The 16,934-nt window shown below is 49.8% G+C and carries 10 protein-coding genes; 3 read left to right on the top strand and 7 right to left on the bottom strand.

Annotation, left to right across the window (positions count from 1 at the left end; genetic code table 11):
* Window positions 1-70: 70 nt before the first annotated feature.
* The 3 genes from CVV44_08485 to CVV44_08475 form a co-directional block, all read right to left on the bottom strand.
* The gene (locus CVV44_08485) at window positions 71-1,774 is read right to left on the bottom strand and encodes a hypothetical protein (protein PKL38896.1); all 1,704 of its coding nucleotides are present in this window, start codon (window positions 1,772-1,774) and stop codon (window positions 71-73) included.
* On the bottom strand, window positions 1,771-3,057 hold the full coding sequence (locus CVV44_08480; GenBank protein ID PKL38895.1) for a hypothetical protein: 1,287 nt from the start codon (window positions 3,055-3,057) through the stop codon (window positions 1,771-1,773). Before CVV44_08480 ends, CVV44_08485 begins: the two co-directional genes overlap by 4 nt.
* A gap of 186 nt (window positions 3,058-3,243) precedes the next feature.
* Window positions 3,244-5,136 (bottom strand): hypothetical protein, encoded by a 1,893-nt coding sequence (locus tag CVV44_08475; GenBank protein PKL38894.1) that lies wholly within the window; start codon window positions 5,134-5,136, stop codon window positions 3,244-3,246.
* A gap of 271 nt (window positions 5,137-5,407) precedes the next feature.
* Between CVV44_08475 and CVV44_08470 the strand changes: the two genes are divergently transcribed.
* Window positions 5,408-8,605: a carbamoyl phosphate synthase large subunit gene (locus CVV44_08470; GenBank protein ID PKL39249.1), complete on the top strand. Its 3,198-nt coding sequence runs from the start codon at window positions 5,408-5,410 to the stop codon at window positions 8,603-8,605.
* A gap of 24 nt (window positions 8,606-8,629) precedes the next feature.
* Window positions 8,630-9,496: a hypothetical protein gene (locus CVV44_08465; GenBank protein PKL38893.1), complete on the top strand. Its 867-nt coding sequence runs from the start codon at window positions 8,630-8,632 to the stop codon at window positions 9,494-9,496.
* Here the strand turns inward: CVV44_08465 and CVV44_08460 are convergent.
* The 4 genes from CVV44_08460 to CVV44_08445 all read right to left on the bottom strand — a co-directional run bounded on the left by CVV44_08460 (window position 9,493) and on the right by CVV44_08445 (window position 16,167).
* Window positions 9,493-10,014 carry a hypothetical protein gene (locus CVV44_08460; GenBank protein PKL38892.1) on the bottom strand — a complete coding sequence of 174 codons (522 nt, stop codon included), beginning with the start codon at window positions 10,012-10,014 and terminating at the stop codon, window positions 9,493-9,495. The genes CVV44_08465 and CVV44_08460 overlap by 4 nt on opposite strands.
* A 58-nt stretch (window positions 10,015-10,072) precedes the next feature.
* Window positions 10,073-11,158: a hypothetical protein gene (locus tag CVV44_08455; GenBank protein ID PKL38891.1), complete on the bottom strand. Its 1,086-nt coding sequence runs from the start codon at window positions 11,156-11,158 to the stop codon at window positions 10,073-10,075.
* Between the two features lie 137 nt (window positions 11,159-11,295).
* Window positions 11,296-13,452: a cAMP/cGMP-dependent 3',5'-cyclic-AMP/GMP phosphodiesterase gene (locus tag CVV44_08450; GenBank protein PKL38890.1), complete on the bottom strand. Its 2,157-nt coding sequence runs from the start codon at window positions 13,450-13,452 to the stop codon at window positions 11,296-11,298.
* Window positions 13,453-13,854: 402 nt separating this feature from the next.
* A complete protein-coding gene (locus CVV44_08445) occupies window positions 13,855-16,167 on the bottom strand; it encodes a hypothetical protein (GenBank protein PKL38889.1) in 2,313 nt (770 codons plus the stop codon).
* A 243-nt stretch (window positions 16,168-16,410) separates the two neighbouring features.
* Between CVV44_08445 and CVV44_08440 the strand changes: the two genes are divergently transcribed.
* The gene (locus tag CVV44_08440) at window positions 16,411-16,794 is read left to right on the top strand and encodes a hypothetical protein (protein ID PKL38888.1); all 384 of its coding nucleotides are present in this window, start codon (window positions 16,411-16,413) and stop codon (window positions 16,792-16,794) included.
* The last annotated feature ends 140 nt before the right edge of the window (window positions 16,795-16,934 follow it).

Below are 16,934 nucleotides of genomic sequence, written 5' to 3'. Positions count from 1 at the left end.
TTTAATAATAAATCAGAATCATATTATCATTAGCAATATGGATTATTGCCATTTCATGCCGCTGGAGAGCTCACTTGAGCCGTATCACCGGCCTCTCCCTGAAGAGGTATTTCCCTGTTAAAAGATCAAAGACCGTGGCGCAGAGCCATTTATCCTCGTTAATCATGAAGGAGAGGTCAACCCGGGCATGGACGTCGCCGGGCTGGTGGGGAGGGTCAAGGACTCCCAGGGTCGGGTCCGATTCATTGAGGGGAACAATCAGTGATGATTCCGTTTCTTGATCGAGTGAATGAAGGGAACCTTTTTCATCCCACATGAATTCCTGGCCCACGACGTGTTTTTTCCCGATTTCGCAGATGACCAGTTTGAATAGACGCTCTGGTACTCCCAGGGCGCAGGTCGGCGTCAGCTGCCGCTTCCACAGATCTGGCGGCGTGGGGAACCCCGTGCCTGCGGGAATAATTATATTGTACTGCTTGTCATGGCTCTTCCGGTCATAGGTGATAAAGGCATAGTCATGGGTTATGTGATCGTCCTTGTAGACCTTTTCTGCCGCAAAAGCCGCGGCGCCGAAGGCCACGGCATTGAAGGGCTGCCAGGCGCGGACACGGTCCCGGCCGAAACGGTCCTCGATCATTTTATACACGCCGGGCAGAAGGGTTGATCCTCCCACGAGCAGAACATCGCTGATATCCTTTTCGTTTACGCCCATGCTTCCGGCCCGTTCCAGTACCGCGATTACGGCCCGGTCAATAATATCGTAAAGTCCCTTTTCCCTGAGAAGGTCATGAAATTCTTCTCCGGTGATATCAATGGGCTTTCTGGAATGTTCCCGCCTGCCCGGGAATGGTACGTTCTTTCCTTCTACTATGGCGGAAGGCAGAAGATAAAAGGTTTCCCTCTCGTTCAGGAAAAGGGATTCCTTGATGCGGCATGACTCGGCCAGGAGCATGCGGTACCACCAGTGCGACGACGGATCTGCCGCAATGGCAGCCGCGTCATACCCGTAATGGGAGCAGACTTTTTGAAGAATCCATTCATCAACGGTGTTTCCACCCAGGGGGACGCCGGTCTTGGCAATGACCGTGCAGTGCCCCGCGTTTCCGCTCCCCTCTTTCATCCGTATCAGCGCCAGGTCCAGGGTCCCGCCGCCGAAGTCAATGACCAGGATATTCTTTCCTTCACTCATGCTGAGACCATAGCCCAGGGCGGCGGCTACGGGTTCGTCAATGGTCCTGAAATATTTTATGCCCGCTTCGCGGGTGATTTTCTGAAGCCGGGCCCGGTAAAATTCATAGAAGTCCACGGGGATGGAGCAGGTGAGACCGGAAACGGATATTTTTCTGGATTTTTCTATGGAATTGAAAAGGGACCTGAAAAAAATGCGCGTCGCGTCATCGGCAGTGAAGTTCCATTTTCCAAGTTTGCCGATAAAGCGGTACCCGCTAACCGCCAGGGCGGGTTTGAACCCGGTAATGTACCGGTCGCTGCAAAGCCCGCCGTCCTGTTCATCGGCACGGCGGCCGATGAGCCCGCCCGTATATTTCTGCCTGTTCCGATAGAGGTATTTCAGAGGAAAGCCATAACACTCCTCCGGGGGGAGGAGGTAAACTGAGGATGGGATCGTGGAGGAATCGTCGATGGCTGTATTTATTCCCCGGTTCCGGCAGATGTCTTCCAGGCGGATGATCTCGGGCCTGCCCAGGTCATCATTCCAGCGGGCCACAACTGTATTGGTTGTTCCCAGATCAATGGCAAATCGCGAATCCTTCATTCTTCTGATTCCTTTTCTTCCGTCAGGCTCAGAGATCCTTCGCCGGCCTCATCGGCCAGGCTGAGCCCCCCTTCGGTTCCGGCCAGCTCCGCTACGGAGAGCCAGCCTCGTTCAACGCCGAAGCGGCCCTGTATTTTGCTCATGGCCCGCGAGGCCTCTTCGCGAATACCGGGGTGAAGGCTGTTTTTGTATAAGGTATAAAGCCGCTCCATTATATCGAGGTTCCCGCAGGTCCCCAGGGCGCCAATGACAGGAGCAAGGATAGTATGGTCCTTTTCCTCCAGCATTCCCGCGAGGAAGGGAATGAGTTCTTCGCTGGCCATCCCTTCACAGGCATGGAGGATTGCAATTTTAATTTCCCTGTTCCCGGTGCGGGTAAAGAGGTCCAGGAGAAAGTTTTTGCCGGCGAGGTGGCGGTGTTCACCGAGAAGACGGATTATTTTCAGCAACAGGAGCTTTTCGGGATTCCCGTTTTTTGCCAGCTCCAGGAGATGGCTCATTCCCTTTTCACCCAGGAGTGAGGCCGCGGCTACCTGCACATTAAGGGAGGGGTCGGCCAGGGCGTCTTCATAGACCTGCATCAATTCAGGGGATGAAGGAAAATTAGATGCCAGGAGTTCCAGGTTGTTCAGGCGGACCCCCGGTTCGGGATCGGAAAAGATGTTGTCCATGAGCATTTGCCGGGTATCACTTTCCCGGACCAGGGAAGCGCTGACCGCCACGGCGGCCTTGACGAGATCGATAATGGCCTGTTTGCTGTTATCGTTGAAGCGGAGATTGGTCCTGATCCAGGAATTGGATATCTCGAAGGAGGCCGATATTTCATAAAGCCTCTGGATACGTTTTCTGGTATTATGGTTCAGCAGGGCCGCCAGGCCGCAGGAGTTCTGGGTCTTGATGAGCATTTTATCATCGAAGAACCCGTCGCCGATGACGACATCATCTTTGCCGAAATCTTTTTTAATTCTGCTCAGCATGTTTTCCTTAGTTATATTGGAGAGGCCCCTGACCGGAAGGGTATGATTGATGAAAACCTCGGTCCCTAATTGCTCGTTCTGTCCCACAAAAGTCTTCAGGGAAAAGGTGACACCGTCCAGGGTCCCGGTGCCGTAGGTCCCTGTTGCGTTCATTCTGCATCCCAGGGATTTTCCGGCCTCGATCAGGTATTGCGGTCCCGCATAATTTATTCCGGGAAAATGATTATTTTTACTTTTGGAATTCTCACGAATAGCGAGGGCGATAAAAATGATGAGAAATATAATAATGATTCCAAACAGTTCCATATCGGGCTTTCCTTGATCCGGCAAGTATGCCGCTAAGTATATGAGAGGGCAATCGAAAAAACACTTTTAAGGGATTTTTCATGATGCACGACTGGCTCCCTTCTTTCGCAGGGAACAGGGGAAAACCTTTCTCTCTGCATTGCAGTTCAGAATGAGTTGGACTTTCCGTGCACTGTTTTCAATGTATCAGCCCGAATTCAGCACTGAAAGCCTGCCCGTCTTTTCAAAATCATCCTCTATCGCGCGGAAAAGCTCCGGGGTCATGCGGTGATAGGTGGTGTCTCCGCGCCGTCGGAAATAAATTTCCATGCCGGGATTTTCCGCCAGATTGAAGTTCTGCTTTTTAAAGGGCCTGACAATTATTTTCTGTGTGGTGGTGACAGGAAAGGCCTCGATGATACGGATATAGTCGGGCATCCACTTGGGGTCCATGCCGCCGTTTTGCTGCTGGTGCATGAAATGCTCATAGGCAGCCCTGGGATCGAAGTTCCTCCCCTCTTTCATCTGCACGACAATCATGACCTTCTCGTCGGACACCTCGCAGGGAGCGCCGAAGGCTATGGCCTCGCTGACGCCGGGAAGTATCTGCGCGTAATGTAATACATTTTCAGCCGAGAAATTCTCCCCGTCTTTCCGGATCCAGTCGTCGGTGCGTCCATTGAAATACAGGTAGCGCCTGCCATTGACGATGCGCACATGCCCCAGGTCGCCGGAATGGAAATATCCTTCACGGAATTTTTGCTCCGTGGCTTTTGTGTTGCCGTGGTAGCCGTCGAAGAAAACATTGTCCTTTCCCATTTTCTTGCATATCTCTCCCACGGCATCATCGTAGTTGAGGAGACTTCCATCGGGGCCTGCAATCCCCGGAGGGCACGGCTTCCCCTGTTCGTCGAGGATGACTACCGAACCGGGTATTCTGCCCAGGGACTCTATGGGGTCGCCGGGCTTATTGGCTGTTGTGATGGGAGCCTCGGTGGAGCCGTACAGCTCGTAAATGTGGTGCATGTTGAGATAACGCTTGAGTTTTTTACGGTCCACGACGGATGCACCGTTCCCGTGGGCCTTTTTAAAATTGTTGTGCGGATGATTAGCCAGGGTCTTTCCCACGGCCTCGCCGCTTCCGTATTTTTTCTCCAGGGCTGTGATAATGTAATGGAGCGGCTGACCCACATAGTTCAAATAGGTTACACCGTATTTCAGCATATCTTCCTCGAAGGCGCTGGCGCTGAACTTCCGCTTGAGCACAAAACTGCCGCCCACGAGCAAAAGGGGCATGATTCCCACATAATGAGCATTGGAGTGAAAGAGCGGCATGGAGATATAGCCGCGGTCATTTTTATTAAGCCTGATCCGCATCTGCGTCCACAGGCCGGCGCCGTAGAGCTTGATGTGCGTGCAGGGTACTCCCTTGGGCAGGCCCGTCATGCCCGAGGTGTAAATGACGATCATGGGGCTCGTGTTCGCAATGGGCAGAAAATACTGATCGGCATCAACAGACTGCGCCTTGTCCACGGCGTCGTCCAGGTTTTGGACGGCAGGGTCCACGGGACCAGGTGATTTTTCCGACAGATACACGTCCGATGCTCCCAGGGCTGTAATGGCCGGCATGGCCTTCATCACCTCTCCCAGATGAACCGGATCGGTGATGAGGATCGCGGCGCCTGACTGGTTCATAACACCGGAGAGGGTCTCGCCGCGGAATCCCGTGTTAACGGCAAAGACAATGCAGTTTGCCAGGGCCGCACCGAAGTGGGAGAAAATGAATGCCGGGTTGTTTTCCTGGTAGATGGCTATGGCCATGCGATCCTTTTTGCCCAGAGTCCCCGCTTCCACGCGTTTTTTTCTTTCGGCAAGAAAGAGCCGGGCGAAGCGCTGCGCCTGTTCCCTGGTTTCCCCGTAGGTATATGCTTTGTCTTCGAATATAAAAAAGGTACGGTTCCTGCGCCACCATAAGCCCGTCATGAGCAGGAAATGAAAGCGTATATTCAAAAAACCCACCCCATAGCGTACAAGGTTTTTCTGGTTGATGAATGACATGGCAAACCCCCATGTAATGGACATTTTTACAGACTTTTTCATGGCCCTTTAAGCCTGTCAATAGAATAACCCGCAGGCCGTATAAGCCAATCAGGGTATCAGGATTGTTCCAGATCATATCGGACACTGGAGTCCCGGGAGTACATTCCCGACGCCCAAAGGTTAATTTTTCTATCAGGATATGCATTTCCGTACTGTCGGCAAATAAATGACACAAAAATGTATTTTATTCTTGAATATCCAGGGCGCCTGGGGAAACATCTCTCCGAAAGAGAGACATAATACAAGAATAACTGAAGGAGAAGAGCATCCCATGCCAAAACGCCATGATATTAACAAGATAATGATAATCGGGTCCGGTCCCATAATCATCGGTCAGGCCTGTGAATTTGACTATTCGGGAACCCAGGCCTGCAAGGCCCTGAAAAGCCTGGGTTACACAATCGTCCTGGTGAATTCAAATCCAGCCACCATCATGACCGATCCCGGTACGGCCGACATCACCTATATTGAGCCCCTGAACTTTGATACCATGGTGAAAATAATCAAAAAGGAAAAGCCCGACGCGCTGCTGCCCAACTTGGGAGGTCAGACGGGACTGAATCTTTCGGCTGAACTGCACAACAAGGGAATTCTGGAAAAATACGGTGTGAAGATCATCGGCGTGCAGGCCGATGCCATTGAGCGCGGCGAGGATCGTATCGAGTTCAAGAAAACCATGGAGATGCTGGGTATAGAGATGCCCCGGAGCAAACCGGCTCACAGTCTTGAAGAGGCCGAGAAGATTGCCGAGGAGATGGGGTTTCCCCTGGTCATCAGGCCCGCCTATACCATGGGCGGCACGGGCGGTGGTCTCATCTATAATGCTGAGGAGTTCCGGGAAGTGGCCGCACGCGGTCTTTCCGCCAGTCCGGTAACCCAGATTCTCCTGGAAGAATCGGTGCTGGGATGGGAGGAACTGGAACTGGAAGTAGTCAGGGATGCCAAAAACCAGATGATCACGGTGTGCTTTATTGAAAATGTCGATGCCATGGGAGTACATACCGGCGATTCTTTCTGCGTGGCCCCCATGCTTACCATAGAAAAAGAACTGCAGGAGCGGCTTCAGAAGTATTCTTATGCCATCGTAGAAGCGATTCAGGTCATCGGCGGGACCAATGTGCAGTTTGCCCATGATCCGAAAACGGGACGGGTTGTGGTTATCGAGATAAATCCCCGGACATCACGCTCATCGGCCCTGGCCTCCAAGGCTACGGGCTTTCCCATCGCCCTTATCTCGTCACTCCTTGCCTGCGGCCTTACCATGGACGAAATCCCCTACTGGCGCGACGGGACTCTTGAGAAATATACGCCCTCGGGCGAGTATGTTGTAGTGAAATTTCCACGATGGGGATTTGAGAAATACAAGGGAGTGAAGGACGAGCTGGGCACTCAGATGCGGGCCGTGGGAGAAGCCATGAGTATAGGGAAAACCTACAAGGAGGCCTTTCTCAAAGCCATAAGGTCCATGGAGAATGGAAGGTACGGTCTTGGTTTTGCGAAAAAATTCAATGAAATGAGCGTCGGGGAACTGCTTCGTCTGCTCAGCGTGCCCTCCAGTGAGCGGCAGTTTATCATGTACGAGGCCCTGCGCAAAGGCGTTGATGTGGCGACTCTTCATGAAAGAACGTATATCAAGGAGTGGTTTATACAGCAGATGAAGGAGCTGGTGGACCTGGAGGAGGAAATAGTCAAATACCGGAACGGATCGATTCCCGATGCGCTTTTAACACGGGCAAAGAAGGATGGGTTCGCCGATAAATACCTGGCTCTCATCACTGGAACCACCGAGGATGCCGTGAGGAAGCAGAGAACGGCCCTGGATGTTGTGGAACAATGGGAAGCAGTACCGGTGAGCGGTGTGGAGAATGCAGCTTATTATTTTTCCACATACAACGCTCCCGACAGTGTGCCCGTGTCAAATAACCGGAAGATCATGGTCCTGGGCGGCGGTCCCAACCGGATCGGTCAGGGAATCGAGTTCGACTACTGCTGTGTGCATGCCGCATTCACCCTCCGCGATGAGGGATATGAATCCATCATGATAAACTGCAACCCCGAAACGGTGTCCACCGATTATGACACCTCGGATAAGCTTTACTTCGAGCCCCTCACTGTTGAAGATGTTCTGAGCATCTACAAAAAGGAGAAACCGGAAGGAGTCATCGTGCAGTTCGGCGGGCAGACTCCCCTTAATATCGCCGACGAACTCATGAAAAACGGGGTAAAGATCATGGGAACATCGCCGGAATCCATCGATCTCGCCGAGGACCGGGAGCGGTTCAATTCTATGATGGAAAAGCTTGGCATACCGCAGCCCGAGTCGGGCATGGCCAGCACCGTTGAGAAGGCTATTGAAATAGCCACGAAAATCGGCTATCCGGTTATCGTCCGCCCATCCTATGTCCTGGGCGGAAGGGCCATGGAAATTGTGCATAACCAGGACATGCTGAAAAATTACATGGCGGCGGCCGTTGATGTTTCTCCTGAACGGCCCATCCTTATCGATAAATTTCTTGATAACGCCATCGAGGCCGAGGCAGATGCCATCTGTGACGGCACTGATGCCTTTGTGCCGGCCGTTATGGAGCATATTGAACTGGCCGGTGTCCATTCCGGTGATTCGGCGTGCGTACTTCCTTCGGTCACGATACCGGAAAAGCATATCAGGACCATTGAGGAATACACGAAAAGAATCGCTATCGAGCTGCACGTCGTTGGGCTCATGAATATCCAGTATGCCATTGCCGACGACAAGGTTTATATCCTCGAGGCCAATCCCCGTGCATCACGCACGGTTCCTCTGGTTTCAAAAGTGTGCAATATTTCCATGGCCCGCATTGCCACGCAGATCATGCTGGGCAGGACTCTGAAGGAAATCAAGATAGAGAAAAAACACATTAATCATTTCGGTGTTAAGGAATCGGTATTCCCCTTTAATATGTTCCCGGAAGTTGATCCCGTTCTTGGGCCGGAAATGAGGTCCACGGGGGAGGTCCTGGGTCTTGCCGATTCCTTCGGCCTGGCCTATGCCAAGTCCCAGGAGGCGGCACAGCAGATCATTCCCTTGGAAGGTACAGTGCTTTTGACAGTGAATAAGAATGACCGCCCCGAGGCCCTGAAGGTTGCGCGGGAGCTGAAACGTCTTGGCATTAAAATCATGACCACGGAAGGAGTTCAGCGATTTCTGGCTGACAACGGCATCGATACTGAACCGGTGTTGAAGGTTTACCAGGGCCGTCCCAATATCATCGACAAAATTAAAAACGGTGAGATTCATCTCATTATGAATACACCGGCAGGCGTACAGAGTGAACATGATGATTCCTATATCCGGAAAGCGGCGATAAAGTTCAAGATTCCTTATATCACCACAATGGCCGCGGCCATGGCAGCCACCAAGGGCATAGAGGCCAAGAGAAAGGGGATATGGGACGTCAAATCGCTTCAGGATTATCATAGCGGCAAATAAGTCTTGGGGAAAAGGGGGCTCTCTTTGAAAGATAGAAGCAGGGTGAAAAAGCAATTTATTAAAAATCTGGATTCATTTACCCTGGCGGCTCATCGTGGGGCCTCACAGGAGCATCCGGCAAATACCATGGAGGCCTTCGGAAGAGCTCTGGAAATTGATGAAAAGGCTCTTCTTGAAATGGACGTATGGGAAACGGCAGACGGGCATGCCGTGGTTATGCATGATGGTACCGTGGAACAGGCCACCAACGGTACGGGCAGTGTTTCGTCTTTTTCACTGGAAGAAATACAGAGGCTTGATGCCGGATATGCCGTTTCCTTCGACGGGGGAATATCCCATCCTTTCAGGGGAAAGGGATACCGTATACCTTCACTGGAAGAGATTCTGTCGGCCTTTCCCCATGTGCTGAAATCCATTGATGTCAAATATCATGACCGTAATTTTACCCGGAATGTGCTGGAGACGATAAAAAATTACGGCGAGTCAGAATATGTGATCATGGGTTCTTTTAATGGGAGCATTCTGAGATTTATCAGAAGAATGTATCCCCTGGTGGCAACCAGTGCTTCGAAGAAGGAGATTGTCGTGTTTCTCATTGCGGTGAAGCTGCGGATTTCCCGGCTGTGTACTCTCCGGTGCGACGTCTTTTCTATCCCGGAGTTTTCCAGCGGCAAGTACCCCGAGTATGAAGGAAAGGGATGCCGACAGGGAATCCGTGTTATCACGCCGGCCTTTATCCGCGCCGCTCACCGAAGGGGCATCCCCATATTCGCCTGGACTATCGATCGGGAAGAGAACATGCGGCGGCTCCTGGGCTGGGGCATTGACGGGATCATCACGAACCGGCCCGACGCGTTGAAGAAAATTGTCGATGAAACACGGGAAAGTTAATAGACTTCCTTCCCCATATAGTTACCAGGAGGAGAATATCGGCAGACAAGAAAATCAAATCCGCCGCCCCTGGATCGTGCGCACCCCACTTCAGTTGTTGTCCGCCAGATAATCTGAGTATAATGCCCCACATCCGCCCAGTTTCCTGAACGGCTTACATTGGGGAACCTGCTTTTTTTGAAATTTCTTTTTTCTCTTCCCCAGCTGTCCACCATCTGCGTCAAAGAGTAGTATCCCGAGGTCCCCATCCACAGGTTCTCTCCTTCTCCCGAGTCGGAGCTATGATACATTCTTCTTTCTCCGGCAAGACGGTCTGCCCAGGTTTTTGCGTTTTTTGCCAGCGTGTTCGACCAGGTAAGGGGAGGAATGCCGAGCTCAGACCGGTATTTATTGTGAGCGTTTATTATTTCAGCAATCGCGGGATCCTGACCGGTTCCTGCTGAATTATTGTCTTCACTGAAGACATGCATAACCAGGACGGATGCGATAAAAATGATTGAAAATAATAATTTTTTCATTTGATATGCCCCCTGCTCATGTTTCTGTATTTATAAATATATAAAGATTGGTGGAACATTATTTCAGTGTATCTATGTATTCGTCGTAATTCACCTCGCCCAGGGCTTCCGTTTCCAGTATTTCCAGGCCGATTAAAATTATTTTTTTCTCATTGGTCGTTATGTGACGGACCATGGCATAGATGGATGCCTTCTTGTTTCCCGGCAGGATCATATCGAGACTTACCGCCCGGTTTTCCTTGAAATAGCGAATGAATTTTCTTTCCTTGAAGGCTATGGCAAATCCTTTCTTTGATATATTGGTGACAATGAAGCGTTCATCGGCGGGTTTGAATATCTTCTGCTGCGTGAAGAGAGCATCGGCCTGGATGGAAAATTGTTTCAGGCTTCGGAACATCGCTTCATTCATGGGATTTTTGCTGTTAACCTGTATGTAACCGTAGGGCATTTTCATCTGGTAGAGCAGCGGTACCGCAATTTCGGAAATGTATTTGTGATTCTTGATATAGTAGTCCGTGGCGTAGATATTGTTTATATAGAAGTTGTACGTGGCCTCATCCTTGGACAACTCCTTCCTATCCAGGTCAGGAATAAATATCGGGGTGATGCTTGTGTTGAAAAATTTCATGCGGGAGTCCATAGTACCGTCGCTGGAAAAACAGACCCGTATATATTCAAAGGATTTATCCAGGGCCTCGCTTATTCTTTCCCGTATCTGTTCAATTTTTTTCTGTTCCTGCGAGAGATAGTTATCAATGAGAAAGTCCGAGATGATATTGGTGACAAATACCAGTTTTTTCCCTCCCTCGTCGGATGGCATAGATATTCGCTCTTCCTTCCTCTCAGAGTAAATTATCTGGAATTTTTCCGGTACGAAAATGAAGAGCTGGTCTTCCTCCTGACCAATATTTTTCATATAGGCATATACGAGTTCGGTTCCCTTTTTGGTTATGATCATACAGTCCTGCGGGAGGTTTTTGACGTTAAAGACCTTAAAGGCCGCCTTTCCTTCATTAAATCCCAGAAACTGTGATGATACATGACCATTGGAGAGACGCACCTCGGGCTTGGAATCACGAAAATAATTGTTGAGAATTTCTCCAAAGAGAGCGGTATCTGTTATTGTTTTTATTTCATGGGCCATTGCGTTACCATTACACTATCACGATGATGGGGAGAAGGATCAATTGATTAGGGGTATTATACGCTAGCAGGGATGCTTAAGCAAGAGTAAAAATGGCATTTATTCTCTATTTTTGTGTTTTTTCCCGATACTCTTTGTCAGTAATCAAAGGTCAGCTTCATGAGAAGGCCGGGATTATGCTCTACAAAACGTATGACGTCATCATGGTTCATGGCATAGAGAGAAACGGAACTGTTATGGTAAAAAGTATATTTGGACGGCGCTTCCCTGTGGACCTTCTGCATGGAACCGATGGCATTTCCCCTGCCCAGGACCGCAATTTCCTTTTCCTGCCGGGAAACGGTGACGGTTCCGTTCCTGATGATGTAGATGGCGTTGATCAATTCCCCTTCTTTCTGGATGACCCCTGAACCTTCCCGCTCCTCGGGAACGAAGATTGACTCGAGCCATGTTTTCTGAGATGCCGTACACTGCTGGAAAAAAGTATTGTTGGACAGGAGGTTCCATGTCTCACTGGTGCGGATTTTGATCAGGCGAAGAAGTGTTTTTTCAAATTCAGTGCCGGCGATGAAATTCAGGAATTTATCCCGTTCGATGGTAAAGAGCACCACGTCGGTTTCGGCAAATACATCGGCGGCCCTGGTCTGCTCGGTGAGAACGGCCACTTCGCCGAAATAATCATAGGTGCCGTAAATCTTCCGCTGGTCAAGACCGCCGCTGTCTACGGACACGTTTCCCGAGAGGATGATATAAAATTTATCCCCACGGGCCCCTTTTTCAAGTATACGGGCTCCCTTCCGGTACCGTTCCTCTTCCACGATCTCGAGAAATTCCATGGATTTGTCGATGGTGATCTCCCGCATGAAGTCCAGGTTTTTGAGTATACCCAGTATCTGGTACGCCTTTTCGAAACGGGGCGGCCGCGCCTTGAAGTAGAGCGTATGTTCCATGCCGAACCTGGCCAGGGTTAGACGGGATTTTTTTGGAAAATCCTTTTTGGCGATGTGATATATGACAATTTTTTTCTGGATATCGCGTTTCATGGATTCAAAAACCCTGATAGGCGTATGCAGGGGAGGAATTCCCGATTCGTGATAGATGACATCGGAGTCCCAGGGGAAATCACGCAGCTCCAGGTATCGTTCCTCGGTTATGATGTTCTCCTCCAGGAGCTTTTCATGTACGTCGGGATCGTTGTTGTGATCCGATGAATAAACGAATGATTTGTCCTGAAACTCCATGCGGAACCCGATAGTGGGTATGGAGTGGAGCGTGTAAAACATGGTGAATTTGCCGCCATGGATGAATACAGGTTTGCCGATTTTTATCGGGTTGAAATTGAAGAGCTTCAGCAGGTAGCTTATGGGCACGTCGCTCAGGGCTGAATATTTGCGGAGAAAGCTCATCATGACCGTTTCTGTCGTGTAAATAGTCACCTTCGCCTCTTCTAGAATTTTCTGGAAGGTGCCTGCGTCATGGTCGGCGTGGCAATGGGTCAGGATGATGCTTTCGATCAGTTTGGGATTGACATTGGAATCCTCGAGCCACTCCGTGGAGTTGACGGGAGGGTCCACCATGATGCCCTTGTGGTTCAGCCAGATGATGAACCCCGATGTGTTTTCTTCAGGGTCGAACCCGTGACTCGGACCGAGACAGGTCACACCGAAGAGCGGAGGCTTGTAGGGTTCTGGCAGACGTTCGCCGATCTGGTATGTCGGCTTGTATTGGACCTTTCCCGGTATTTCTGCAATTTTAGCACCCTTCTGTGATACATGATAGTTGTCGTTTTCATCGATCTCAATGGTTATTCCCTTAAAGGTAAACCGGTTGTTCTTGAAAATTCCCACCTCGAAGAGATTGGAAAACCTGTTTTTATTTCTGAAGAATTCCATTTCACTTTTGATGTCAGGTATTGTCTGATCGCAGGTTTCCACATCGTAATCTATGCAGAGATCAAATTCATGGGGACCGAATATGGATTCCTGGAGTACTCTCTTGATGGGATTGAGCTGTTCTTCACGACAGAGGATATAGGTCTTTTTGTTTTTGATAAAGTAATTGTAATACAGGGGAAACTCGATTTCGGCAACGCTGATACCCTTGACCCAGTTGAACATCTCCCGCGTGAGAACAAAGATTTGCGGAACTCCCCTGGGCATGCGCATGGTATCCTTGATTGTTTCCGGCGGTGAACCGAACTGTATATACCCGATGTCGGTATCGACAAGGTAGCCGCCCCTGGGCAGTGCTATGACCGGATCTTCGTTTTTCTGCTTCGGATTGACTTCTTTCATTATGCTCAGCGAATGCTCCTTTTTATAAAGAGACTGGGACAGGTTACGGTTTTTGTCAATAGAAATAACTCGGCAGGCAAAGGACCTGCTGTTTCCATGCGATGAAAATTATTTTTAGGATTGACATAAAGTAATAGAAATAAAGAAAATACTAAAAATCTAAAAAAAGGACCTTTCCATGACTCCGGAAATAAAAGCCGTTTTATTTTTTATTATTTTTATAATGGGACACACCTTTCTCTACAGATTATTCATGAAAATAATTCTTCCCCGTTTCGGCGTGAAGACCTGAATGTCCGGCAGTTGTTCCCTGGACGGGGACAAAAGGGAAAACACGATACGGCAAATTGCCATTGACCGGCTGGCTGAATATCATGCTCCCGAAGAATAAGGCCTTCTCCTTCAACCCAGCGTATAGGAATAGCGTTCCAGTTCCTTCTTTGCCTTCATGAGCAGGGCCATGGCGTATTCGGCATGGGACCACATGAGCGGCGTTGCAAAGGAGATGAATTTTTTAGGCCCTCCAGCAGTGATCTGTTCTTCAATATGTGCATAGGCGTTTTTCATATGGTTCAGCTCTTCCACGATATGGTCATAGGGAAGTCCGGGGACCAGGATTTTATCCTCGAATTCCTTTTCATAGTCGTGGCCGGGTATCCATTCCAGCCGCTTGAACTCGAAAAAGCGTTCCGGCGTGGTGAGATGCTCGCAGAGGTGCCCCTCGCGTGACTGGTATGAGTCAATGCGGTTCATGATGCCGTCACCCTTTTCCAGATCCCCGGTATGATAATAGTACTGGGCCAGCATGGCCGTGTACTGTATCCAGGGGCCGTTGCCGGCATGGATATGCGTGTCCGGGTCCTCGATAAAGGGAAGGTAGCGCTGCAGCATGCCCAGGTCCGGGTCCCAGAGGTTGTCGGAGAGAAATTCCACGGAGCGCCGGAATATGTCATTGTCTCGGAACCAGTCATCCTCCATGCCGGTGTTGAAAAAAAAGGGACTCAGGAGCGTGATATCGGGACGCAGGTCCGCGATGCCTTCAGGCCTGAGCCGGCGTACATACCGGTCCCCGATGGAGAACACCTTGTCCAGCGTGGCCTCAAAGCCCGCTTTCAGGGACATATCCTCGGGAAAGCGGTCGCCGATATGGTAGACCAGGCACACCTTTTCAATGAGCCGCAGCATGAGGAGATAGGCGAAATTGACCCATATAGAGTATCCTTCCTCGATGGCCGATTCATGGATGGAGGTAGTGGAAAAGAAGAGATGGATCTCGTTGCGGTAATAATTGTTTCGGGCAAAGGCCGCGCCCCGGCTGATCGAGTCAATGTACCGGTCCAGGTCGGGAATGCTTTTTCCCTGGCGATGGGCCGCCAGCAGATACCGGCATAAAATGGTGACCCCGTGGGCCACATTGTCCTCCTGGCGGTATATGCCCTTATCCTCCCCCTTTATGCCGTAGCGCTGCCCCCAGTATCCGTCGGCACGCTGACAATTCAGGATAAAACGGGCGATTTCCGAAAGAAGCCGGAAGGCGGTATTCCCCGCCTTGATGGGCGTCAGTGTCAGCTGGTAGAGAAAACGCGACGCGCAGGCGCTGTCCCGGGGATATACGTAGGGATAGCGTGATCCGGGCAGCGTGGCAAGGAGGGCGCTTCCCTTTTCGGTTTCAATGGCGCACTGGGAAAGAATATCAAGATGACGGTTGATCATGCGGTTCAGGATGATAAGACGCTGGTTTATAAAGGGCATGTGGGGATTGCTCATGGCCTCTTCGCTGGTCCGTCTTCTTTCATCCACGACAGAACTGAGCTGCCGGCTGACCGATGAATCGCGGCTGATGAGGTTAAGAAAGTCATCACGGGATATTTTCACCAGGTCGGCATCGCTGCTCACGACGACCGTGCCGTTGCGAAGCTCGCTGGTAAGCAAAGCCATTTCTCCGAAGAACTCCCCCTCGCCGAGGATGGAAATCAGCGTATCATTTTTCTTCCTGCTGCGGAAAATCTCTACCTCGCCTGTCCTGATCAGGTAAAAGGCGTCGCCGAAATCCTTTTCCCTGAAGACGGTTTCACCCTTTCGGCACGATTCAAGGCTGGCAAGAGCAAGCACCTCTTCAAAAAGATTGTCATTGAGATGGCTGAAAACAGGCACGCTGCGCAGGTCCTTGCGGAGTTTGCGGCTGATATAGTTTTGATCCAGAAGGGAGCGTATATTTTCATTGCCTTCCATGAGCATTTTAATGTCGTCGGGGGCCAGGGCCAGTGTGAGGAGCCGGTCCCGGGCAATGATGGAATTTTCCCTGGGCTCCCGGGAAAAGAGTATCTCTTCCCCGAAAAAATCATTGGGTCCCAGGCTGTAGAGCTCATAGCGCGGATTTTCCTCCGTGGGGATGAAGGCCGCGGCCGTACCGGAAAGGATGATATGAAAATATTCGTTGAACATCCCGTGTCGGCACACCACATCACCACCGGAGAATATCCTGATAAGGGTTTTACGGGAAATCCGCTGCAGCATGTCCGGAACCACATCGGAGAAAAAGGGGATTTTGCCGAAGAGCATTTCCGGGGCCAGATGTGACAGGGCGGGGATTTTAACGAGTTCGCCGGTCAGACTTTCTATTGAGTATCCGTTCATTTCCCTGCCTCCTATTAATCGCCTGGTGTCAATCTGGTAGTATGCTGTTATCATATATGATCCGGAATAGATTTTCAATTGTTTATTTCCTTCATGAGGTCCGGGGCTATTGCAGCTAGTATATGGTCGTAACTAATAAGCGGATAAAAGGTAAGTTACGGTTTTATAGATTCGATGAAATTACCAATTCTGACCAGCCGTGCCGATAAATCAGGCAGTGAAGGATTTTTAATGAGTCTTCCTCATTAATTACATTTGACACGAGGCATATTTTTTAGTAAATAATAGAGTAACTATTCTTTACGGAATGAAAGGACGCCTATGAATGAAGAGCTTGCGATCTCAAAAAGGACAAAATACGGATACGATATTATTGATATTGTCGGTGAGATAACTTTTGAAGACTCTAAAAAAGTGGAGAACTATATCCAGAGCCATGTAACCGGTGAAACCAGGCATGTTATAATGAACCTGGCCAGTGTGCCTTTCATCAATAGCTCGGCACTTTCTTTGCTGGTAAAAATAATGCAGGAATTGTCGGCCACGGGCATTGACCTGCTGCTCATGAATCCCAATGAAACAATACGGGGTCTTTTGGAAATAACCGGCGTGAAGCGGTATTTTAAGTTTATCAACAATGAAAATGAATTGATTGAAAAACTGAAGAGTAAAGAGCTTAATGATATGCTTGAACTTAAGGATTAATTCTGATTAATTTAATTTATATTATTGACAAATAGCTCACTTTTTTTAGATTAATCCCTTACTATTTTCAGGCTTTTGTTTATTTTTAACCGCATGAGAATGCATCTTACAAACAACTGAGAGATTATTACCAACTTTAT

This window comes from Spirochaetae bacterium HGW-Spirochaetae-1, assembly GCA_002839375.1.
Classification (GTDB): Bacteria; Spirochaetota; UBA4802; order UBA4802; family UBA5550; genus PGXY01.
This window is presented reverse-complemented; position numbering and strand designations above follow the sequence as displayed.